27 protein-coding genes are annotated in these 20,768 nt (G+C 55.3%); 11 read left to right on the top strand and 16 right to left on the bottom strand.

All coding sequences use genetic code 11. The features are described 5' to 3' along the window. Positions 1–2 precede the first annotated feature (2 nt). Positions 3–740: an MBL fold metallo-hydrolase gene (locus F7C38_00135; GenBank protein MCE4599961.1), complete on the bottom strand. Its 738-nt coding sequence runs from the start codon at positions 738–740 to the stop codon at positions 3–5. 68 nt (positions 741–808) lie between these two features. Between F7C38_00135 and F7C38_00130 the strand changes: the two genes are divergently transcribed. Beyond that, the gene (locus F7C38_00130) at positions 809–1,324 is read left to right on the top strand and encodes a hypothetical protein (protein MCE4599960.1); all 516 of its coding nucleotides are present in this window, start codon (positions 809–811) and stop codon (positions 1,322–1,324) included. 10 nt (positions 1,325–1,334) lie between these two features. Further along, complete coding sequence (locus F7C38_00125) at positions 1,335–2,390, top strand: hypothetical protein (protein MCE4599959.1); 1,056 nt, start codon at positions 1,335–1,337, stop codon at positions 2,388–2,390. On the opposite strand, the gene F7C38_00120 is transcribed toward F7C38_00125, so the two are convergent. Beyond that, positions 2,373–3,530 carry an MFS transporter gene (locus tag F7C38_00120; protein ID MCE4599958.1) on the bottom strand — a complete coding sequence of 386 codons (1,158 nt, stop codon included), beginning with the start codon at positions 3,528–3,530 and terminating at the stop codon, positions 2,373–2,375. The two genes, F7C38_00125 and F7C38_00120, sit on opposite strands and share 18 nt — an antisense overlap. A 159-nt stretch (positions 3,531–3,689) precedes the next feature. Between F7C38_00120 and F7C38_00115 the strand changes: the two genes are divergently transcribed. From F7C38_00115 to F7C38_00105, 3 genes are all read left to right on the top strand, one after another. Further along, on the top strand, positions 3,690–5,075 hold the full coding sequence (locus tag F7C38_00115; GenBank protein ID MCE4599957.1) for a hypothetical protein: 1,386 nt from the start codon (positions 3,690–3,692) through the stop codon (positions 5,073–5,075). Between the two features lie 158 nt (positions 5,076–5,233). Next, positions 5,234–6,160, top strand: coding sequence for a helix-turn-helix domain-containing protein (locus F7C38_00110; protein MCE4599956.1), 927 nt, complete (start codon positions 5,234–5,236; stop codon positions 6,158–6,160). Between the two features lie 22 nt (positions 6,161–6,182). Beyond that, positions 6,183–7,169, top strand: coding sequence for a zinc-binding dehydrogenase (locus F7C38_00105; protein MCE4599955.1), 987 nt, complete (start codon positions 6,183–6,185; stop codon positions 7,167–7,169). Here the strand turns inward: F7C38_00105 and F7C38_00100 are convergent. The 6 genes from F7C38_00100 to F7C38_00075 all read right to left on the bottom strand — a co-directional run bounded on the left by F7C38_00100 (position 7,166) and on the right by F7C38_00075 (position 13,530). Then, positions 7,166–7,972 (bottom strand): HAD-IIA family hydrolase, encoded by an 807-nt coding sequence (locus F7C38_00100; protein ID MCE4599954.1) that lies wholly within the window; start codon positions 7,970–7,972, stop codon positions 7,166–7,168. The genes F7C38_00105 and F7C38_00100 overlap by 4 nt on opposite strands. Before the next feature lie 7 nt (positions 7,973–7,979). Then, positions 7,980–10,703, bottom strand: coding sequence for an alanine--tRNA ligase (alaS, locus tag F7C38_00095; protein ID MCE4599953.1), 2,724 nt, complete (start codon positions 10,701–10,703; stop codon positions 7,980–7,982). A gap of 80 nt (positions 10,704–10,783) precedes the next feature. Continuing rightward, a complete protein-coding gene (gene rpl12p, locus F7C38_00090; protein ID MCE4599952.1) occupies positions 10,784–11,131 on the bottom strand; it encodes a 50S ribosomal protein P1 in 348 nt (115 codons plus the stop codon). Positions 11,132–11,201: 70 nt separating this feature from the next. After that, positions 11,202–12,239, bottom strand: a complete 1,038-nt coding sequence (locus tag F7C38_00085) for a 50S ribosomal protein L10 (GenBank protein MCE4599951.1) — start codon at positions 12,237–12,239, stop codon at positions 11,202–11,204. Positions 12,240–12,258: 19 nt separating this feature from the next. Then, a complete protein-coding gene (locus F7C38_00080; protein MCE4599950.1) occupies positions 12,259–12,897 on the bottom strand; it encodes a 50S ribosomal protein L1 in 639 nt (212 codons plus the stop codon). Between the two features lie 114 nt (positions 12,898–13,011). Further along, positions 13,012–13,530 carry a 50S ribosomal protein L11 gene (locus F7C38_00075; GenBank protein MCE4599949.1) on the bottom strand — a complete coding sequence of 173 codons (519 nt, stop codon included), beginning with the start codon at positions 13,528–13,530 and terminating at the stop codon, positions 13,012–13,014. Positions 13,531–13,613: 83 nt separating this feature from the next. Between F7C38_00075 and F7C38_00070 the strand changes: the two genes are divergently transcribed. Further along, positions 13,614–14,318, top strand: coding sequence for a hypothetical protein (locus tag F7C38_00070; protein ID MCE4599948.1), 705 nt, complete (start codon positions 13,614–13,616; stop codon positions 14,316–14,318). 7 nt (positions 14,319–14,325) lie between these two features. Here the strand turns inward: F7C38_00070 and F7C38_00065 are convergent, their stop codons facing one another. From F7C38_00065 to F7C38_00035, 7 genes are all read right to left on the bottom strand, one after another. Next, positions 14,326–14,790 (bottom strand): transcription elongation factor Spt5, encoded by a 465-nt coding sequence (locus F7C38_00065; protein ID MCE4599947.1) that lies wholly within the window; start codon positions 14,788–14,790, stop codon positions 14,326–14,328. Between the two features lie 20 nt (positions 14,791–14,810). Continuing rightward, positions 14,811–14,984 carry a protein translocase SEC61 complex subunit gamma gene (locus F7C38_00060; GenBank protein ID MCE4599946.1) on the bottom strand — a complete coding sequence of 58 codons (174 nt, stop codon included), beginning with the start codon at positions 14,982–14,984 and terminating at the stop codon, positions 14,811–14,813. A gap of 24 nt (positions 14,985–15,008) precedes the next feature. Further along, positions 15,009–15,707, bottom strand: a complete 699-nt coding sequence (locus F7C38_00055) for a TIGR00296 family protein (protein ID MCE4599945.1) — start codon at positions 15,705–15,707, stop codon at positions 15,009–15,011. Continuing rightward, entirely contained in the window at positions 15,688–16,227 is a 540-nt protein-coding gene (locus F7C38_00050) for a Mut7-C RNAse domain-containing protein (protein MCE4599944.1), read from the bottom strand. The genes F7C38_00055 and F7C38_00050 overlap by 20 nt, the downstream gene beginning before the upstream one ends. A gap of 93 nt (positions 16,228–16,320) precedes the next feature. Further along, positions 16,321–16,956 (bottom strand): DUF973 family protein, encoded by a 636-nt coding sequence (locus F7C38_00045; protein ID MCE4599943.1) that lies wholly within the window; start codon positions 16,954–16,956, stop codon positions 16,321–16,323. Between the two features lie 155 nt (positions 16,957–17,111). Next, positions 17,112–17,714: a nitroreductase family protein gene (locus F7C38_00040; protein ID MCE4599942.1), complete on the bottom strand. Its 603-nt coding sequence runs from the start codon at positions 17,712–17,714 to the stop codon at positions 17,112–17,114. Between the two features lie 133 nt (positions 17,715–17,847). After that, positions 17,848–17,988 (bottom strand): hypothetical protein, encoded by a 141-nt coding sequence (locus F7C38_00035; protein MCE4599941.1) that lies wholly within the window; start codon positions 17,986–17,988, stop codon positions 17,848–17,850. Between the two features lie 86 nt (positions 17,989–18,074). Here F7C38_00035 and F7C38_00030 point away from each other — a divergent pair, with 86 nt between their 5' ends. The 3 genes from F7C38_00030 (at position 18,075) to F7C38_00020 (ending at position 19,584) form a co-directional block, all read left to right on the top strand. Further along, positions 18,075–18,758 carry a DOMON domain-containing protein gene (locus tag F7C38_00030; GenBank protein MCE4599940.1) on the top strand — a complete coding sequence of 228 codons (684 nt, stop codon included), beginning with the start codon at positions 18,075–18,077 and terminating at the stop codon, positions 18,756–18,758. A 72-nt stretch (positions 18,759–18,830) separates the two neighbouring features. Continuing rightward, on the top strand, positions 18,831–19,226 hold the full coding sequence (gene crcB / locus F7C38_00025; GenBank protein ID MCE4599939.1) for a fluoride efflux transporter CrcB: 396 nt from the start codon (positions 18,831–18,833) through the stop codon (positions 19,224–19,226). After that, positions 19,219–19,584 carry a DUF190 domain-containing protein gene (locus tag F7C38_00020; GenBank protein ID MCE4599938.1) on the top strand — a complete coding sequence of 122 codons (366 nt, stop codon included), beginning with the start codon at positions 19,219–19,221 and terminating at the stop codon, positions 19,582–19,584. The genes crcB and F7C38_00020 overlap by 8 nt, the downstream gene beginning before the upstream one ends. A gap of 288 nt (positions 19,585–19,872) precedes the next feature. Here the strand turns inward: F7C38_00020 and F7C38_00015 are convergent, their stop codons facing one another. Then, the gene (locus F7C38_00015) at positions 19,873–20,199 is read right to left on the bottom strand and encodes a type II toxin-antitoxin system VapC family toxin (protein MCE4599937.1); all 327 of its coding nucleotides are present in this window, start codon (positions 20,197–20,199) and stop codon (positions 19,873–19,875) included. An 89-nt stretch (positions 20,200–20,288) separates the two neighbouring features. Here F7C38_00015 and F7C38_00010 point away from each other — a divergent pair, with 89 nt between their 5' ends. Both F7C38_00010 and F7C38_00005 read left to right on the top strand, forming a co-directional pair. Further along, entirely contained in the window at positions 20,289–20,399 is a 111-nt protein-coding gene (locus F7C38_00010) for a hypothetical protein (protein ID MCE4599936.1), read from the top strand. A 161-nt stretch (positions 20,400–20,560) separates the two neighbouring features. Continuing rightward, positions 20,561–20,768, top strand: a 208-nt coding sequence (locus F7C38_00005; protein ID MCE4599935.1) for a hypothetical protein, incomplete at its 3' end; no start/stop codon positions are given.

Here is a 20,768-nt window from a genome sequence, read left to right as displayed (position 1 = left end):
CCTCATAGGGATAGCTGGAGGCCTCGGGAGCCGATAAGGGTCCCCCTCGGGGCCTCGCCTATGGCCATGGCGTTGCGGAGCTCTGCCAGGCTTTCTGGGGATAAGTGTACCGCTATCCCGTATCGGGGCCTCGCCCTCTTCACTATTTCTATGAAGTCTTTAACAGTCATGTGGCCTTCTTTCCTGGCTATGCTGGCTAGCCGTGTAGGTAGGGTGGCTTCGCCTATGAGGATCTCGGTGCCCCTCACGGCCTCTACCACGCGGTTGTCGAGCCTTGTATCGCCGGTGTAGGAGACCAGCTTCTCGCCGCCTCTTTTTATTGTCATGCCATAGGCCGGCACTGTGTGGCTGGCCTTGAACGCCTCTATCTCTAGCCCTTCTAGGCTGAGCCTCCCGGGCTCTAGAAGCTCCACGTCTATAGACCTGGGTAGGATCCCCGCCACGGCTTCTTCGAGGTCTCCTAGGACCTCGCCTTCCGCCGATATCCTCATGCTGGGGCATCCCTCTGCTATCCTGGCTATGCTTAGTGGGAAGAGGCCTGACCAGTGGTCTAAGTGTATGTGGGTTATGTATACCGCTTCTATGTCGCATGGCTTGTAGCCGGCTTGGAGGAGTCCTGTTAGGCAGTCTTCCCCGCAGTCTAGCGCCATCTTCTCTCTGCCTGTGTCGACTAGGATTGAGGGACCCCCGTAGCCCGGCGGCGGATATGACCCGCCTCCGCCGATCACGGTGATTAGCACTCTTGTAGGCACCCCCGAGGGGTTTGCGTTGTGTGCGTGGTTTACTTATTTTACTGGGTCTGCCTATATTGGAGGGGTTTAAGGGTCTTGAGCGGTGGATTGCGGTGTATGGATTCCTGATGGGGGCGTTTTTGCCCATGATGATGCTGGCGGTAACTATACTAGTTATAATATTGATTATTATATATGTTATTAGGGAGGAGGACTCCGAGTTGTCCAGGTCCCTACGCATATACTACAGGCTCATACCCCTAGACGAGGGGCTATCCATGGATAAACTTGTATTGGAACTAGGTAAACGAGGCGTATACGCTAAGAAGGCCAGCCACGGCGAGGTAGTGATCGACGAGTTCATAGAATGGAGGCTGAGGCTCGAAGAAATAGATGGGAAGACGCACCTAAGCATCGAAGCCGGCGTCAAGACGTGGTTCCTAGTAGTGACACTGATAGCCCTAATCCCCTACGCGATACTAGGCGTCATACTAGCCGCCATCGCCTTCTGGAGATTCGCGGAGAGGAGAGACATCCTGCGGAGCATACTAACAGCACTAACGGGCAACCCGGCTATAGCAAGCCAGTTGTAGGCGGTGCGGCGTGATCGATGAAGCCCTAGAGGCTCTAAGGGAGAAGCCGCTACTCGTATACGGCTGGAGCCCCGACGGCCTGATATCAACGCTAATAGCATTAAGGTACCGTGGCGGCGTGGATGAGGTGCTTATAGAGTCCACGACAACATGGAAGCCCGGGCACCCCCAACTCGAACAGCTAGCGATCCAGTCCAGAGAGGCGAAGAGCCTCATACTACTAGGCACAGGGTGGAGTGGAGTCGAGATAGACCTGCTAGCGCCCATGGTCTTGGCGCCCGTGGTGGTTATCGACAACTCGTGGAGCCACAGGCTGCCCAGGAGGCCCAACGTGTTATTCCTCAACCCTTCACCCCGGGGAGACCCCAGGGCTAACTGGCCCACAACCGCCAGCCTGGTATCGAGCATAACCGGGAACCCCCATCCCTTCCTAGCCGCCTCCAGCATAGTCGCCCTCATGGGCGACATGGCCCGCGGAAACAGGGTCTACCAGTCCCTCATGAGCCTCTCGGGGCTGGACCATAACAGAGACTACCAGATAGCTAGCGAGTGCGCAATGCAGGCCTATGGGATAACTAGCATGTCGCAGCCCGCAGTCCACTCGGAGGCCGCCAGGAGTCTGATCGAGGCCGATCCAGACCCCTGTAAGGCGATGTTGAAGGACGTCCTACTCACAACCTACAGGGCCGAGGCAGAGGCAGCCCTAGACTCCGTCTACAAGAGCCTGGAACCAGCGGAGGAAAACGGTATCAGGGTGGCCGTGGCCGAGGGGGAGGGCAGGCACTACCTGACAATAGCCAGGATAATGGCCATGGAGGCTCCCGACAAGGTGAACCTCCTAGTCTACAGAGACTCCCTTAGCCGGGAACGCACAGGGTGCGCGTGGAGCATTAACCTGGGGAAACCCCTGGCGAGGGCTTCCTCGCTCCTGCGGGCTAAAGGCTACGAGGTCTACGGCTACTACCAGGGGCCCGCCAACTTCGTGTGCTATAGAGGTGGCAAGGGGGAGGACCGGTTTATAGAGGATCTGAGGGAGTCCCTCGGGAGGCTAGGCTATATGGGCTAGGCCCCGTTCTGCCCTCCTACCGGCTACATAGGTTGCTAGCCCTATCAGCGGGAGCAGTGCTATGGCTAGCTTCAGCCATGCTATCGGGCCGTAGCGTTGCATGAAGGCGCCCGCCGCTAGGGTCCCCAGTACCCAGCCTAGGTTGAAGGCGAACCCGTAGAGGCTGCTCGCGGTGTATCTTATCTCGCTGGGGGTCCTCGATATGATGTATACGTTGCCGGATATGTTTATGAGCGCATATGTTAGGCCTTGGACCGTCTGTGCGATGGCTGCCGTGGCTATGTTGTCGGTTATGTAGTATAGCATGAATACTATGGCGGTCGACGATATACCGAGTGAGTATAGTGCTAGCTCCCTCCCCTCGACTCTCTTGGGGATGTAGAGGCTTGCCAGGGACTGTACTATGGGGTTCACTGCCAGGGCCAGGGCCGTCTCTACTAGGCTCAAGCCGAGTATCTGGTTGAACAGTATCGCTAGGATAGAGTATACTCCCGTGGCTAGGGTGTTTCTACCCACGAGCCCGGCTAGCACGAGCCATACGCTCGCCGGTATTCTCCTCAGAGCCTCGCTGAAGTCTATCCTCGACTGGACCCTGGGGTAGTCTGTGGCGTGGGAGATTAGGGCTGCTATGAGGCTTATCGCCGCCGCCGAGTAGAACATGGGTTTGAACCCTAGGTACTCTATGATTAGCCCTCCGAGCACGGAGCCTAGTGACATCCCGGAGGCCATTATGAACGCATTGGAGCCTACTCCCTGGGAGACTCCGAGTGCGAGGCTCAGGGCTCCCAGTGCCACTGGGATGGCCGCTGATAGGCCGAGTGCCTGGACTACTCTCACCGCCATTAGGGGGAGTGGCTCTACTATGTGGGCCATGAGTAGTATCGAGGCGGCGTTGAGAAGCATGCCCGTGGAGGCGATTATGCTGGGCCTGCCTGTTTTGTCGGTGAGCCAGCCGGCTATTACTGTTGATGGCGTTAGGATTATGAAGTAGACTGTGGCTAGGAGTTGCACCTCCAGGTAGCTGAATCCGTGGAGTTTGACGTAGAGTGGTAGCCAGAAGCCTACACTGCCGATGGTGTACATGTAGGCGAATACTGGTACCCCGTAGACCGCCGTCTTTACCCGGTTGCCGTCCTCCATTCCAGCTCCCTTGGCGCCGCGTCGCTCGGAGCCATGCCCCTGATATATCGGTTATAGTTATAATTATTCCTTGTCCCAGCGGTCCCGGGACTCCTCCCGCCGAGCACCTAATCTAGCACGGGCCCCCACTACTGTAGACGAGCTGGGAGGGAGCGTGGAATGGCTTCGGGGAAGACTGGGATACTCCTGGTGGCAGTGCTCCTATTATCAACGATGGCATACCCTATAAACAGCTACATCGCCCACACGAGCCAGGCGGCAGGCGTTGTAGATGGGAAACCGCTGGCGGAGTCCAGGCTAGCCGCCAGACTATACATTAAAAAGATATCAATGATTATAAATAAGACTCTTGCACTGGCCAACAAGCACAATATAACCATTCCAGAGGCGATGCATGACCGTATAAACGATTCGATAACCCTGCTTGAACGAGCCGAGAGGGCCCTCGATGAGGGCCGGATTAAGGACGCGGTCAGACATGCCACGATAGCCTCTCAGAGGTTCATGCCGGTGGTTAGATACGTCTGGAGCCACCTGGAGCCGAAATATAAGGCCGAGGCGGAGAAGACACTGCTACTCAGGGCAATAGCGGCTAGAGAGATGGTACTCAGCCGCCTCTCCACCATGATAATCAACCTAAACGTGAGCGGGCCACAGGTCGATAGGCTCAAGGCGGGCATCGAGAAAGTAAACGCTAGCCTGGAAGAGGCCCGCCGCGCCGCAGAGAATGGGGATCTGGGAAAGGCTAAGATAATCCTGAGAGGCGCAGACTACTCGATTAGAAGACTAACGAGGCTCGTCTACATGGAGTTATCCGGGAGATTGCACCTAGTCAATGCACACCTCCAGGCATTAAAGAGGCTTGACATCGGGCTGGAGAGGATCACGGAAGGCCTAAATGAGACGATGAAGCTGATTGAAGAGGACAACGCTAGCGTGGCAGTACTCCGCCTAGACTCGATCCTCAAGGAGCTATCCAGGCTAGAGGCATTCCTGTCACGGGTAGAGTATAGGTTGGGGGCTAGGACAGGCTATAGCAACTATACGAGCCTCCTCGAAGCGCTAGTCGAGTCGGTGAACGAGAGCATAGCCTATATAAACGCTTCAATAGAGTCGCTTGAGGAGAACAATACGAATGCCGCCAGCGCCTACATAGCGCTAGCCGTTGACACGCTAACAAACGCCACAGAGGAGATAAGGGAGTCCGCGTTTACTAAGCAGGCTATAGAGCACGTGAGGAAGATAAACACCGCAACCATGAGGATGAGGAAGCTCGTGGCAGTCGAACGGGCTAGGGTGTACTCGGTGGTCTCCGTCGAGATAGACAGGGACATGGCAAGACTACGCCACCTACTGGCCTCGCTCGACGGGGGCAACGTGTCTAGAGAGGAGGTGGTCCACGAGGCGGCTAAGACCTATAGACACCTCGCCATGCTTAAGCACTCGCTCGGTTGCAAGGCTCCCCGATGGCTTATAGAGAAGATCGACCACGCCATGACTTGGATCAGGGATAACATACCCGAGGCTGTAGGCCAGAGAGGATAGATGGCCTGGAGGGTCCCTCTCAGGCTTTTAGGGCGTGGAGGCTCGCACTGCCAGCTCCCGGGTACTAGCTGTAGCCCCCGGCTTGAGGGCTCTGAGGCGATGGTAGTGCTATTGTATCTTGAGGGCTCCAGGTATATCTGCGGGGAGAGGGGTAGTCTTTGCCGGCCCGTGCAGAGACCCTGCTCTACAGCCTAGCCATGTACACCATTATATTTATATCAATATTTTATGGTATTGTCTCGTACTCCCTCCACGGCTATAACGAGTGTAGCCTAGTCCTACTACACGTCTACCCCGATGGAAGCGTTCTCGTAGAGGAGAGAATAGAGGTGGATAACGCGCCGTCGAGCGTAACTGTCGATTTGCTGGGCCCTGCCCTCTATTTGAGCGCTGTAGACGAAGGCGGGACCCCTCCCCCCATAGAGTATAATGATACTACAGCTGTGATAGACACGTACGCTAACGGCAGTATAACCCTCTCCTACTATACACTAAACCTCACCCGTAAGGAGGGGACCCTCTGGATCCTAAGGGTGGATACGGAGTGCGATACCATTGTAGTGCTATCGGACCCCATAGTACCCGTCGAGATGGAGCCCACCCCAGCGCCCGTTTCCGTTGGTAACGTGACGGGGTTCGAGTTCGAGGATGGAGTGGTCTATGTGAAGTACTACGTTCTACCCAGTTCCATCGCGTCTAGGGTTCAAGGCTCCCCCAGAGGCTATGGAGCGGCGACTAGCGGAGGCGCTAGCGTGTTTCCGGGGCCCTGGCATAAATATATAGCTATAACAGTTTTATTTATAACTATATTTATTGCTTCATGGGTTCTCTATAGACGATACGTTAAGAGGCTAGGCGGAGTCAAAGTCGATACAACAGGTACAATAACGAGGCAGCTAGACGACAGGGATACCGCCATCCTAAAAGCGCTAGAAGCCGGGCCTAAGACCGCTACCGAGATAATGCAGGAGACGGGGATACCCAAGACGCCCCTGTACAGGAGGCTGAAAAAGCTGGCCGAGGCCGGCTATATCGAGGCCGTCGATGAGAGAGGCGTGAGAAGGTATAAGTTGAAGACACGCTAACTCCTCCTCCGGGGCTCCGACGTTGAATGACTACAGGAAGGTAGAGGTCCTAGGGGCTGTACTAGAGGAGTTCCGGAAGCCGTTCCGGATACGCAGGTTCGAGCACCAGGTACCAGAGGACTGGGTAGAGGTAGAGGTCAAGGCCGTAGGCGTATGCGGTAGAGACCTAGTGGTGTGGAAGGGCGGCTTCTCTAACCTAAACCCTCCTCTACTGTTGGGCCACGAGGTCTTCGGGCTATACAATGGGGAGCCGGTCGGCGTGTTCCCGGCTATCGTGGCATCCAGCGAGTGTAGGAGTAGGATGGAGAGGGACCCCAGCGCTATATGTGGTGTGGGAGAGGTGTTTATACTCGGGGAACAGGTACCCGGCGGGTACGCTGATAGGGTATACGTCCCCGAGTGGAACCTCGTCAGGCTTCCAGACGACGACTTCGAGAAGTATGCGGCCGCCACCTGCGGGGTCGCAACCCTCATGCACGCCGCCAGGGCGGCCAGGGTGTCGGCGGGGGAGAGGGTTCTCGTAACAGGCGCCAGTGGTGGCGTAGGGATCCACGGGATACAGTATCTTAAAGCTATCGGCGCCGAGGTGATAGCATACACTAGGAGTAGTGAAAGGGCTAGGATCCTTGAAGGGCTCGGCGTTACAGTAGTTACGAGCCTAGACTTCTACAGGCGATACGGCCGCGTAGATGTCGTTATGGAGCTCGTGGGCAAGTATACTTTCAACGAGTCCATGAGGGCTCTAAGGCCCCGAGGAAGGCTAGTCCTCATAGGCAACATCTCAGGGGAGCCCGTGCCGATTGAGAGGCCCGCCCTGCTAGTCATGAGGGAGCTGGAGCTACATGGAACCGCCGCCTTCTCCAAGAAAGAGTACGAGGCTAGCATAAGGCTGATAGGCGAGGGCCTCGTTAAGCCCTTCTACCGCGTGTTCCGCCTCGACGATATAAACGAGGCCTATAGGGTCGCGCTGGAGGGGGAGCTCACCGGGAGAGCGGTTCTAAAGCCCTAGCCCCGGCAGAGGGATACGAGGCCTTCATCAACCGCCCTCCCCAGGCTCTCGGATACCTTGAAGCCCCTGGGCTTGCTTGGCGGCGTCTTGGTCACGCCCGTGAGAACCAGTAGTGAGTCCATCCCTCTGGCTAGGGCCATCTCTATGTCGATCTCTATCCTGTCTCCCACGAGGAGGGGGTTGCGGGGGTTCCCGGCCTTCTCTAGTGCGAGGTCTAGTATCCACTGGCCGGGTTTCCCGGCGTTGTAGTCGGCTTTCCTGCCGGTTGAGGTCTCTAGGAACGATACTAGGGCTCCGGCCCCCGGTATAGTGCCCTCCGCCACAGGGTATGCGGGGTCCCTGTTGGTTACTAGGAAGAATGCGTTGTTCTCTGTCAGGGCCTTGTGCGCCGCCATCAGCTTCCGGTAGTTCAGGTGCCTGTCTAGCCCCACTACTACTGTATCGGCGTATCGCCATTCGGTTACTCCGAATATAGTGTGGCCGGCGTTGTTTAGCTCCTCTACCAGCCCCTCCTCGCCCACAACGTATACCCTGGAGGGTCCCTTCTCCCTTAGGAGCCATTCGGCTGCGCTGTAGGCGCTGTTCACCACCATTTCGATGCCTATGTCTCTTCCGATGGCGTTGCTTAGTAGTATAGAGTATGTTTTCCTACTCCTCGTTGCATTGTTTGTTAGGAAGACTACCTGTACCCCCTTGTCTATGGCTTCGCGCACCACCTTTATGTTCTCGTCTATGAGGGTCCCCTCCAGCCATATCACGCCGTCTACGTCCAGTATGAGCGCGTCGTAGCACCCTCCAGGCATGCGTACCCTATCCCTCCTTTACGCTCTCCACGATCCTCTCTATGAAGGTATCCAGGTGATCCTCGCTTATCCTAGCACTTGCATAGGTCTTGCTCCCGCCGCCCCGGCCTCCGAGCTCGCCCGCTATCTCCCTGACCAGGCGGCCTAGGTCTGCCTCGGCCTTCCTACCAGAGGCCACCTCTACCTGGACTAGACCGTCTCCAACTCTATAGTATAGGATCGCTATGCCATCGTCTACCTCGTCTGTTAGCTTCCTGAGTACATCTTGGATAGTCTTTCTATCTGGCTCCAGGGCCTCCCTCGCCACTATCTTCCTCGACTTAAGCTCCTCTATCAACTCCTTGAGCCACAGCTCCCTGTACCTCTTGAGCACGTCCTCCTTCTCACGGTAAGATTCCAGGAGGCTCTTTAGACGCGACTCGACTTGGCTGGGCTCCGCGGCTAGTAGGCCTGCTATGTTGTTTATCCTCTCCTCGTAGTCCGAGGCCACCTCGTAGACCCTAGTCCCCGCGACATACTCCAGCCTGACTATACCGTCCTGTATCTTTGAGGCGGAGACTATCTTGATGGCCCCCGCCTCGCCCGTGTTCTTCAGGTGGGTCCCCCCGCAAGCTTCTATGTCCCAGTCCTTTATCTCGACTAGCCTTATCGTGGGGGTCATTGGGACCCCGCCTTGGTATATCCTGAACCCGTATCTCTCCTCTGCCTCTGTTCTGGGCAGTTCCAGGAATCTCAGGGGACGCCTGTCGTCTACAACCATGTTGGCGAGGGCTTCTATCTTCTTTAGCTCTTCCCTGGTCAATGGCTTGTGGTGTGTTATGTCTAGCCTGGCCTTCTCGGGAGTTTTCTCCGCCCCGGCCTGCCAGACGTGGTTTCCTAGGACTCTGCGCGCGGCTCCTAGTATGATGTGGGTGCTTGTGTGGTGTCTCATCAGCCTATACCTCCTGGCCCAGTCTATGACGCCTCTAACAGTGGAGCCGGGTTTGACCTTGGGCTCCTCCCCTAACACGTGCACGACTACATCTCCCACCTTCTCGACGCCGACGACGCGTATCTCTCTTGACCCCGCGATTATTACTCCGGTGTCGTGGTATTGGCCCCCTCCCGTGGGGTAGAATATCGTCTGGTCCAGTACCAGGTATTTGTTCTTAGAGGCTACTACCCTGGCGGTGATCTCCCTCTTGTAGGGGTCCTCGTAGTATACCTTACGTGTAGGGGGTAGTTGTCTGGCCCACTCTATTATGTCCTGGGGTAGCCGTGTCTTTTCAGTGGCTTTGCGTAGTTTTCCTGGTGATTTGTGTCTTGAGGCTACTATGCTGTAGAAGTTGTGGGGGATCTCTACTGTTATCCCCTTCTTGGCGGCTATCTCTGCCACTATCTCTGGTGGTATGCCGTTGCTGTCGTAGAGCTTTATGAGGTCGTCAATAGATAATTGTTTTTTACTTTTTAGTATTTTCCTTATTATACTCTCGCCCTTCCTGATAGTCTCCTTAAACCTCTTCTCCTCCAATGTAACAGCATCGAGTATATAGTCCCTATTCTCCAAGAGCTGGGGGAAGTCGCCCCTCCAATAGCCTATCTGCATATCGACCAGATCGGCTAGAGGGACCCCAGCATTCAACAGACGTAGCTGGCGTAACGCCCTCCTTATAACCAGCCTCGCCAGGTATCCCTCGCCCGTATTGCTCGGGACTATACCATCTCCCAGCATCAAGGCTATCGTCTTAGCATGGTCGAGTACACTATACAACCTGGCCTCCCTGGTTAACACCTCTACAACGGCGTCAACATCGATCCCAGTATACCTTGATACCCTTGCGTAGTATGATTCAAGGCTACGCGGGTCCTCAGGGTCAAGGTTCCCGGCGGCCCTGAAGGCGCCCCATAGGAGCTTCTCCTCTGGCTCCTCTACTCCAAGCAACTCCCTGTACTTCCCCACGAGGTCGCCGAATATCGCCTGGAAGGCTGTCGGAGCCTTCTGGGTGTACCACGCGATCCTCTCCACACCGTATCCAGTGTCCACTATCTTGAGGGGGATCTCCTCGTACCTGCCGTCGACCACCTTGTACTTCATGAATACAAGGGTCGCCAGCTCTAGGCCCCCCACCGTGACCTCGAAGCTGGGGCCAGCGTTTCCGCCGCCCTCCCACCAGGACTCTTTAAATACTATCTGGTCCTCCGGTATGCCTAGCCTCTTGGTGAAGAACTCGAAGGCGTATCTGACTGTCTCCTCCTTCCAGTAAACTTTCTTATCTGGGTAGTTGAAGGCGTGGTGTGCGGCCATCTCGAAGCTGGTGAGGTGCCTACCGATTGTCACGCCAACGTTGTCGATGTCCTCTAGCCTTACGCTGGGTTGGCTGATCACGAGGGGATTAGCCGGTGGAGGTACCAAGCCGCTTGTAACGTGGGGCTGGAATACGACGATGCTGGCGATTGTGAGGTAGAGGTCTTCCCTCCACCGGGCTACCACGGGCCTTGGCTTAACGGGCGTGTGCCCATTCTCCTCGAAGAAGGATATGAATTCGCGGCGCGCCTCCCCTACTGAAAGGGGCTTGCTGGCGGGGATCTTGTCGAACCAGTAGTCGACGCAGGGAGTATCCTGGGGCTCCTCGAACTCTGGGTTCAGAGTCCAGAAATACTCGCCCCTACACCTCTTCCCCTCCTTCCTCGTGAACCCGTTTTCCCTGAAGAACTCTAAGTTGTATTCCTTTGGGTCTGCCTTGGCATCCATATCTTGTTCTCCCTAGGATGGGCTTGTATGGATGGGGGAAATTAATGAGTGAATTAAGGATGTATGGTTTGTGGCCGTGCCTAGAAGCCGAAGAGGCCTCCTAGGCCCTCGCTGAGATCGACCTCTTTCTCCTCCTCTTCCTTCTCCTCTTCTTCCTCCTTCTTCTCCTCCTCCTCGGCGGCCGCCTCGGCTGCTGGGGCCGCGGCTGGGGCTGCGGCTACCGCTGCCACCGGGGCTGCTGCCGCGCTCTTGAGCACCTCTTCTAGGTTGATTTCGCCTAGGCTTGCCACCAGCATCTTTACCTTGGCTTCATCGACTTGGAGTCCTAGGGCTTCTATCACCTTTTTGAGGTTGTCCTCGTTTAGCTCCTGGCCTGCGTAGTATAGGGCTAGTGCCGCGTGGATGTATGCTTTACCTTCCTGGGCCATCTTCGTCCACCCCTTACACGCTATCCCACCAAGCGGAGCCACGGTTAGAATATAAAAATCATACCTGGGGTTAGAAGCCGAAGAGGCCTCCTAGGCCCTCGCTGAGATCGACCTCTTTCTCCTCCTCTTCCTTCTCCTCTTCTTCCTCCTTCTTCTCCTCTTTCTCCTCGCTGGCGGCTTCGGCTGGCGGTGGGGCTACTGGTTGTGGGACCTCCTCTATGCCTAGTTCCTTTGCCTTGTCTCCTAGGGCGGCGATGACTGCTAGGGCCTCCGCTGAGGCCTTGCCTACCACGTATTCTGCCACGTCTGGCGTTAGGAAGCCGGTCTCGCCTGCCAGCGCCCTTACAGCGGTTTCGGCTGTGAGTAACGCTGCCTCCACGGCCTCGGGTACCGGCAGGTAGACTATCTCGGCTGCCAGGCCTAGCGCCTCCTTCGCCGCTTCCAGCACGTCGTTCTTGACCTCTTCTAGGTCTACCAGAAGCTCTTCTCTGGGTATCACTACTCCTCTATCGTATACGGCCGCTAGCTTAAGGCCTACTTCGAACGGCATTATGCCCAGCTGTTGTAGCAGCCCTGCTAGGTCTGTGCTTATCGTGTCTCCGGGCTTCGCGACTACCGTGTCCTTCTTTATGTAGACGGTGCCCTTCCTGATCTCGTAGGGGATCCTCAGCTTCCCGAACACGCTTAGCATTGGGCCTGGCGTTATGCCCGTGTCGCCCTCGGGGACGACTATCTCCTTGTCGGTGACCTGTCCTGGCTTCGCTGGTATGGGCACCTTCTCCTGCTCTATGAGCCTGGCCATCTTGAACGGGTTCATGTCTGTGAAGAGGAGCATGGTGGGCCCGGTTATGTACTTCTCTATCTTCTCCTTGTCTATCCCGGCTCTCTCAGCGGCGAGTAGGATTAGGTTCTTCTTGGCCACCTTGAACACTATCTTTTTCCTGAATTTCTTCCTGATCAGCTGTAGCTGCTTTGTAGGCATCCCGGTCAGGTCAGCTATACCGACTACAGGGTACTTCTTGAAGTTCTCTTCCAGCTCCGCTACGACCCTCTTCTTCCACTCCGGGATCTCTCTCTCCTTCTTCGCGTGTAGAGCCTCCATACTCATCCCATACCACCTCCGAGCCCTAGAATACTACTTGGACCGGCGGCCCCATTGTCTTCTTGACGTAGAGCTTGGCGATCTTCTGCCTGCCCAGTTTGCCCTCGACGGTTGACAGCACCGCCTTTATGTTATCCGCTATGTCCTCGGGCTCCATGTCCTCGGTACCGACTCTAACCATTATCTGGGGCTGGTTCTTAGTCCTAACCCACACTGCCGTCTTGAACCTGTTGACCACAGCTTCTATATCGGCATTGGGGGGTACTGGGGTCGGCGCCTTACCCCTAGGGCCTAGGGCGGGGCCGAGGGTCCCTCCGGCCAGTCCCATGAGGGGGGCCATTACTAGTACCCAGTCGCACTTCTTGGCCAGCTTCTTTACCGCCTTCTTGTTGCCCCTGAGCTTCTGTAGGTCTTCCCTGTTCAACACTGTGAGTCCTAGGGCCTTCGCCTTTACCTCCATGTCCCCCTGGGCCACGACGCATATGTTCGGCTCCTTCGGGATCTTCTTGGGCAGATAGACTATCTCCCTTATCCTGCCCTCAGGACTCTTCAGGTCGACGTCCCTTAGCACGATTACGAGGTCGACGCTCTGTTTAAACCTCCTGGGCTTGCCTAGGGCTAGGGCCTTTGACACAGCCTCCACGATCTTGCCATCAACCGACACTCTTCATGCACCTCTCGGCGGGCCCCCGAGTGGAGCCCTCCTCCCCGAGGCTACCCCGGGGAGTCGGTTAGTGAGAATCCCGTTGTGGGGGGTTTAATAGTTAGTGCCTGTGAGCTACTCTTCCTCCTCCTTTTCCCATTCCTCCTCGTATTTCGCTAGTACAGCGTCGTAGAGTCCCTCTTCGATCTCTCTAGTCACTTGTTTCGGATCCTTACCGTCTACTGTTATGCCTATGCTCCTGGCCGAGCCGAGGATTGTCTTGACCCCGGCCTTGAGGGTCTTCGCTAGTAGCTGGGGCTTCTTTTGGAGCGTGATCTCGATTATCTTCTCGATTGGCAGGTCGCCTATCTTTTGGTGCATGGGGTCTCCCGGCGGCTCCTTCGCGCCCACGGCTTTGAGTAGGAGGGCTGTTGTCGTAGGTATGCCTACCTCGATCCTATACTTCTTCGTCTTAGTGTCGACTATTATCTTGACTGGTATCGTCATTCCCTCGAACTGCTTTGTCTTCTCGTTTATCTCGTCGACTACCTGCTTCACGTTTAGGCCCATCTGCGAGAGCATCGGCCCCAGCGGGGGGCCTGGCCTTGCCTTACCCCCTTCTATCTGTACAGTCACAACCTTCTCTGCCGGCATCGTGCTCCACCTTACACCACGTGGGGAGGCTAGATAACCGCATTTTAATACTATCCCCGAGCCATCACGATGGGGTTGAGGGCTTGAACAAGCTGGAGACTCTCCAGGAGAGGCTCCTCGCCGTCAAGCTTCTAAGAGCGGCTAGGGCGTTCTACAAGCTCTCGTACCTCGCCTCCAAGACCGGGGTCGATGCGACTCTACTATCGAGGTACTCCAAGGGGCATGTGCTCCCAGGCCCCCTGCAGGCTAAGAAGCTGATTGAGGGGCTCAGGGAGGCCGTTGACCTGCCCCGCCTGATTCTTGAAGAGGCTAGGACGCCGGGGGGCATGATAGACACAACCCTCCCCCTGATGAATAGGGACCTCCTGGCACTGGTGCTTGTGGAATTCTATCTTAGGTGGAGGGACAAGGGCGTGGATAAGATACTGGTCCCTGAGACGAGCGGCGTCATACTGGCCTCGGGTATGGGCCAGATGCTTGATGTCGACGTTGTAATCGCTCGTAAGAGGAAGACAAGCCCTGGCCTAAGGTGGATAGAATCCCATATAAGTGTCCCCCCGAATATAAGCAGGGCATTCTACATCCCCTTCGGCAAGATAAGGAGGACGGATAGAGTCCTGGTAGTCGACGACCTGGTCAGATCGGGTTACACCCTCGCCGCCGCTAAGCAGCTAGTAGAGGCTGTTGGCGCGGAGGTGGCTGGCGTAGTGTCGCTTATAGTGTTCGGGTCTGGCTGGGGCAAGGTCTCCGGGATAGAATCGGTCGACTCTATAGTGTATATAGAGTGACTCCTCTCTAGACCTCCTCTTTCACCGGCCTAACCTGCTCTAATGGAACCGTTATGATCATCCTGAAGTCCGACTCCAGGAGGACCAGGTCCACCTCTCCCCGGGTCTCGTAGACCTCAACCACCTTACCCTTCATACCCCTGAACGGCCCACTTATTATCTCGACGACCTGGTCCTTTGAAACAGTTGGGACCTCGACGACTGGCGCGGCAAGCCTGACGGCCTCCTCCTTCTTTATTAGGACGGGCCTCCTCCTCTTTACATCCCGCAATCCTCGGACAAGGTCGAATAGATCGCCCGGGCTCCCGACTTCTACCACAATCGTGCCTCTGAGGTCTGGGGGCACGATTATACTCCTTATATCGAGCCCCATGGCTATAGTCCTCTGCCTTAGTATCAGGGCGACCCTCTCCTCGGTCCCCCCCGTCACATATACCGCGTAGAACCTTGAAGGGCGAGCCTGCTCGTCCATAAACCCTTCACCCGTCCTCCTCAGCTGGTGAGTAGTACGTAGACTAGGTGTATGATGTAGGCGATCCCCCCTACTAGAGTGAAGCCTAGGAAGTTCAGCTTGGTTAGCAGCATGAACTCTTCCTCGTCGGGCCTCCTAGCGAGGACCAGTATCCTCTTCCAGGCGTTGATGTACTCCCTGATCTTGTCCTTCACCGTGATCCACCGTTTCCATCGCGTCTAGACGGCTTCCTCGAACTCTGTTGGATCTATGTCGGCATTAATTAGTTTCGCAAAGTACTCCCTCCTCAAGCTCCTGTACTCGACGAGGCCCCGGGGATACTTCTCCCGCCACACACGCGCGCGATACCTGTAGACCCGCGTCTCCTTGTCCAGCCAGCAGTCGGGCCATAGGCCTGCTTTTACACAGGTCTCTGAGAGGAATGTTGTCTTGTCCCACACGTGATCTACGGGCACGCTGGGCAACAGTAGGCCGGCGTAGGGAGGACGCTCCACGACGAGGCCGTCGCGCCCTATCAAGATGTTCCTCCGCCTCTCCTCGGGCGTGTCGCCTAGGTATTCGAAGTCTGATAGGACTGAGACCTCGAAGGTCACCTGGTCGAGCTCGTACTCCTCCATGGGCGGGAACCTAGGGTCGTGGAAGGCGGAGTTCAGGGTCGACTCTATGACGGCGTCTATAAGGGGTTTCACGGGTCTTGTAACGCCTATGCACCCCCTCAGCTCCCGGTGGTCCTCGCCGTAGAAGGTTTCTATCGTTACGAAGACTGCCCCCGGCCTTAGGAGTAGGGGGTCCACCTCGCTCGGCCTGCTGGCTCTACCCTTCCTGAAGTACTCTTCGAGGACTCGCCTGGCGAACCGGACTAGGAATTCTCCATGCTCGTGTGAGAGCTCCTCCGGGTCAACGGGGTCTCCCTGCATTTCTAGCCACCTCCGCGAGCTCTAGGGCCTCCCTCGCCACACGCCTTATATTGCGCCAGTGGCCCCCCTCCCAGTATACCCTGCCGCAACGGGGGCATAAGTAGAATGTATCATAGCGTTGTAGGGCGCCAGGCGGGACCCTGTCTTTCACCTTCTCCTTGTCCCTAACGACCACTAGGGGCGAGTTGCACTCGGGGCACCTGCTCCTGGAGGGGTCTGGTTCAAGCTTTATCCCGGCTTTCAGGACGAGCTCCGCAAGCCTCTCCCCGATTTTATCGGTCGAGATATACACCGCCTTCACCTTCCGCTTCCTGGCTCTAACGTAGAGGCCCCAATCCCTGGTCAACAGTGTCCTACCTGTCCTTGAGGCTATGTTTAAGAGCTGGTAGTCGGTGTAGTTCCTTGAGTATAGGGTGTCGTAGCCGAGGATCCGCAGCCACCTAGCTACCTCTCCCAGCATGGTATCGGCTACAAACGCTTGCCCCGTAGACTCTTTGCCCCTTGATTCGTCTTTATCCATAGCCCTAGTCCTCCCTTAGCCCGCTAGTGCTCCCCGCGCTAAATAGGTATCACTACTAGTAGCGGTGATATAATCTCTTGATTAGGAGACGGTTTACCGTGTAATCTTGCTACCCAGCGATACGGCGGCCTTCCTCGACGCGTAGAACAATAACGAGGTGGAGATTACGCCGAATATACTAAGGAATAATCCGGGTATCCAGGTGATAGCCGCTATCGTAAACAGGCTCCGCGGCGGCACTGGGTATCCTCTATCGTGGATCTCCCCTAGAAGGTATATAAAGTAGCCCAGCCCCAAGGCCCCTATCACTATAAGAGCCATGGAAGCAAACGAGAAGAGCGCCGCTAACCCCATGAGGGGGGAGACAATCATCAATATGAAGGCTAGTAAGGCTAGGCCTAGCCCCCCGATAACGATCTTCACTATAGTCAGGGCTACGCCATAGGTATGGCGATCGTATTCGCTAAAGTATTGTGCCGCGTCGTAGGCAACTATAACTGCGTATAACGCTGTTACAAGAGCGATAAAGGCTAGTATGGGATTACCGAAATCCGTTAACCATCCCAGCGACGCAATCTTACGGCTATGTAGTAGAAGACTATCTATTAATTTAATAATATATGATATTAGGATTAAAAGGGAGAACTTGGCGACCTCGCTAAAGCCGGACGCAAGCAAGACGTAGACCCTAACCCTCTTAACCCCATAACCGTTGTCCGCCCTAGACACTCCGAGACACCGCAGCCATCGACGAACTCCCATTTTTATATCCTAAGGGGGATATAATATTATTAGATACAGCAGGTTTACTATCCGATACCGCCCATAATCTTATGCATGGGACAACGTTAATCCTTCCGAGAAACGATATTATAGAGGAGCAGTCAGCCGCGGCGAGAACCCCACCGATTAAAATACACAGCCTCATCTAGGCTCATCCGAGGCTCTTTCACTTTATATTCACCGGGCAGGCCAACGGGGATTATTGTCTCGATAGTGTAATGCCCTGGCACCCCTAGAATCGACGCAATAGCCCTCGGATTAGTCGGTGTATACGTTAACGATGCCAAGCCCTTCTCCTCAAGCGCCAGGAGTAGGTAACCGACGGCGAGCCAAACGCTCTCCCTGGAATAGGGCGCTCTCTTATCGGCTAATACTACAATCAAGTACGGAGCAGTGGTAAGGAATTCCTTCCGCCAAGTTATACCGTGGTCTCTCAGCCACTTCTGGAACCATTCCGGTATAGACTTACTTTCGTGTAGCTTCCTCTCCCATAATTCAGCAATTCGCCTGATCTCCATCTTTATATCGGGGTCGTCTATGATGATGAAGCGCCATGGCTGTCGGTTGGCGCCGGAAGGTGCTTGTAGAGCCGTCTCTATAGCGTAGAGGATATCTTCTAAGGGTATAGGCGTAGTAGAGTACTTCCTAATACTCTTCCTTTTCCTCGCGAGTTCTAGAACGCCCATAGCTATTGCAACCCTCATTTTATGCACGTTAGCTCTCCTTAAAGGCAAGCATACAGGGATGCTATCACTCCTCCCCTCACTCTGCTATTCTTACGAGTCAGCCTGGGGGAACCGATATATTAAATAATTAATAATATAATTAATAATATCTCTAAGAGTGTGGGTTCTGCAGGTCAGCATCCACAGAGAGGCCAGCGTAGGCTAGAGCCGAGATCGCAGCGACCAGCGCGTCAGTAGCGTAGTAGTGGGGGCCCTGCCAGTATGAGGCTCCTCCCCAGGTATAGCAGGGCAAAGACCTAGACCCCTCAGTTTCCCCCGCCATCCCCACAATATCTAGAGACACCAATATAATCAGCGAGAAGCCTAGGGAGACTCCCGGTGCCTGTCGTGGCCATGGAGAGAATGCTACTAGCCACCATTATAGTACTTGCCGTCGTGGTTGCCGGTACCCTTGCACTACTAGCAGGAAGGAGCGAAAGTGGCGTTTCCACCACAACATCCAACACCATAGTAGAGACGACCACGACCTCGGGCAACTCGTCGCAAACTACCTCTGGAGGCGCCACTCCACCCTGGAGACCGGATGGTGTAATCAGCCCTGGCGAGTACCCCAGGCACGAGTCGTTCGGTAGTGGAGCCATAGAGATCTATTGGAAGATTGAGAATGAAACACTCTACATGGCGCTCATGGGTAGGACCACCGGCTGGGTTGCGATAGGCTTCGAGCCAAGCCGGGCAATGGCAGACGCGGACATTGTCCTAGGCTACGTAACAGACAATGGAAGCGTTATAGTTCAGGACGAATATAGCCTCGGCGAGACCGGCCCCCACAAGCCAGATACCATTCTCGGCGGCCAGTACAACATACTCGCCAGTGGAGGCGCTGAGCACGATGGAGCTACAATTATAGAGTTCAGCAGACCCCTACGAACAGGAGACTCCTACGACAAGAATCTCGCGTCAAAAACAACCGTGGCCATAATATGGGCTATAGGCTCCAGCGACGACCCGAGAAGCATCCACGTCGAGAGGGGACACGGCGCTCTTACCCTTAGGCCCTAAGGCGATAGGCAGAGGCCCTCAGACTGTATTTTTACTCGACCTCCAACCAGCTAGGGTGTGCGGGTGCACGGCTTGAGGGTCGATCTTGATGGGCTATTGCTGGTATTCACGGGCGGGGGTCTAGGCGCTCTAGCACGCTGGATTACCAGCGAGTGGGTCCAAGAGAGGGTGTCTGGTAGCCTCTTCCCATGGGGCACCCTAGCAGTCAATGTGGCTGGTAGCTTTCTGCTTGGCTTTATAATGGGCGCAGCACTACTCCATGGAGCCTTCACCAGGGACGAGAGGCTCTTCGCAGCGACAGGCTTCGCCGGGGCGTTCACGACATTTAGCACATTCATGTACGAGACACTGGTGCTCCTAGGTGAAGTGTCGCCTACCCTTGCATTGGCCAACCTCGCTGTCAGCATAATATTCGGTCTTACAGCAGCATATGTGGGATACGTGGTGGCAGGCCTTGTCTATGGATGACATGCCTAGGTGGATGAGGCTCCGCATCTACATTGGCGAGAGTGACAGGCTCAAGGGGAGACCTCTCTACCTGCATATACTCACCCTGCTGAGGGACCGCGGCGTGCGAGGCGCGACCGTTTACAGAGGGATAGCTGGTTACGGGAGCCATAGCCTCATACACACGGCGAGCGTGCTTCGGCTGAGCGAGGATCTCCCTATCGTTATAGAGGCTGTAGACGAGGCCGAGAAGATCGAGGAGGTGCTACCCGAGGTAGAGGATCTAGTCGAGGAGGGCTTAATAACCGTTGATCCGGTCAGACTCGTCTACTACGGCCACCGCAGGACTGGGAGGAGCGAGAAGAGAGACCTTAGATAGTCGCATAAAACCCGGGGATCCAACACTCTCATCCAAAGCTTCATGAGCAGTCAGAAGTCATAGCCTCGCCTGCCCATGTAACCAGTATGGCTTGTCCAAATTCATAAATTCATGCACTCACACATGATAATCCTATTTAATCCTACTAATAATATTTCAATATTATTAATTGTACCTTGATGCTCGTTTGAGCTCGCCTAGGAGCCCCCCCCGGAGGACATATAGGCGCTGTCTGTAATTGGGTCTAGGACCTCCGTCTCCTATGTCTCACTCCCCTACGGTGAGGGTCTATAGGTTCTCAGCAGCCACTGCTTTGGCGAGTCTCTTGTCGGTTGTAATAGATACTAGATACTTGCAGTTCGCGTAGTGTGCTGAGGCTATCTGTAGGGCATCTGCACTGTATATGTGGTGCTTCAGCACGAGCTCGGTAGTCTCGTGGATCCTGGTGAGAGGTATTTGTACTAGCTTCAACCTTAGGAGCCCTGCGAGGATGCGGGACCCGCGTAGGAGGGCTCTCAACAAGCGCTTAGCGCTGAGGCTCCCTCTCCTCTCATACTCATCAAAGACCACTACCGCCTCTGTCACGTTCCAGTGGGAAGCGGCTATTACCGCCACTCCCCGGTAGGCCCTGCTGTATATACTGTCGACTGCCTCGCTACCTGGCTCCTATCCAGTTTAAAGAGGGGGAGGAAGTCTTAGTTAGGATAGAGAACCTTGAGGATAGGAAGAAAATCATCGAAAAGTTCTATGAGAAACGTGGTAATGCGCCAAAGGAGCTTCTAGATGAATTCATGTTGGAGTCCGAGGCCCAGTGATACTGCGTCGACACTAATGCCCTAGCCTACAGGAACCGCTTATCGCTTCAACATCCTAAGCATGTGCTTAGGGCTAGGATATGTCTGAGGTTATTAGAGTGAGGTACGAGAACTGAGTTCTCAAACCACTCGAACCTCTGGATTTAGAGGAGGGAGAGGTTCTGCTAGTATCGATTAAGAATCCAGTAAGAGAGCTCTTCGGGGTTCTCAAGAGAAGGGACTTCGCAATAGACATGCTAGGGAGATACACTGAGATGCTCCACGAATTCGACATAACGGTCTTGAGAGATCATGCAGAACCCAAGGAGCTACTAGAAGCCATGAGAATATACAGGCTAACCCCAAGCGACGCTATTATAGCCTTAACCT

Origin of the sequence: Candidatus Thermodiscus eudorianus, assembly GCA_015521085.1 — an archaeon.
Taxonomy (GTDB): domain Archaea; phylum Thermoproteota; class Thermoprotei_A; order Sulfolobales; family Acidilobaceae; genus Thermodiscus; species Thermodiscus eudorianus.
Note: the sequence above shows the minus strand (reverse complement) of the source record. Positions and strands in the feature narration are given on the sequence as shown.

Excerpts from the sequence above, each read along its gene's own strand:
- F7C38_00120 (MCE4599958.1), bottom strand. The coding sequence starts at position 3,530 with ATGGAGGACGGCAACCGGGTAAAGACGGCGGTCTACGGGGTACCAGTA.
- F7C38_00115 (MCE4599957.1), top strand. The coding sequence starts at position 3,690 with ATGGCTTCGGGGAAGACTGGGATACTCCTGGTGGCAGTGCTCCTATTA.
- F7C38_00100 (MCE4599954.1), bottom strand. The coding sequence starts at position 7,972 with ATGCCTGGAGGGTGCTACGACGCGCTCATACTGGACGTAGACGGCGTG.
- alaS (MCE4599953.1), bottom strand. The coding sequence starts at position 10,703 with ATGGATGCCAAGGCAGACCCAAAGGAATACAACTTAGAGTTCTTCAGG.
- rpl12p (MCE4599952.1), bottom strand. The coding sequence starts at position 11,131 with ATGGCCCAGGAAGGTAAAGCATACATCCACGCGGCACTAGCCCTATAC.
- F7C38_00085 (MCE4599951.1), bottom strand. The coding sequence starts at position 12,239 with ATGAGTATGGAGGCTCTACACGCGAAGAAGGAGAGAGAGATCCCGGAG.
- F7C38_00075 (MCE4599949.1), bottom strand. The coding sequence starts at position 13,530 with ATGCCGGCAGAGAAGGTTGTGACTGTACAGATAGAAGGGGGTAAGGCA.
- F7C38_00065 (MCE4599947.1), bottom strand. The coding sequence starts at position 14,790 with ATGGACGAGCAGGCTCGCCCTTCAAGGTTCTACGCGGTATATGTGACG.
- F7C38_00055 (MCE4599945.1), bottom strand. The coding sequence starts at position 15,707 with ATGCAGGGAGACCCCGTTGACCCGGAGGAGCTCTCACACGAGCATGGA.
- F7C38_00050 (MCE4599944.1), bottom strand. The coding sequence starts at position 16,227 with ATGGATAAAGACGAATCAAGGGGCAAAGAGTCTACGGGGCAAGCGTTT.
- F7C38_00040 (MCE4599942.1), bottom strand. The coding sequence starts at position 17,714 with ATGAGGGTTGCAATAGCTATGGGCGTTCTAGAACTCGCGAGGAAAAGG.
- F7C38_00020 (MCE4599938.1), top strand. The coding sequence starts at position 19,219 with ATGGATGACATGCCTAGGTGGATGAGGCTCCGCATCTACATTGGCGAG.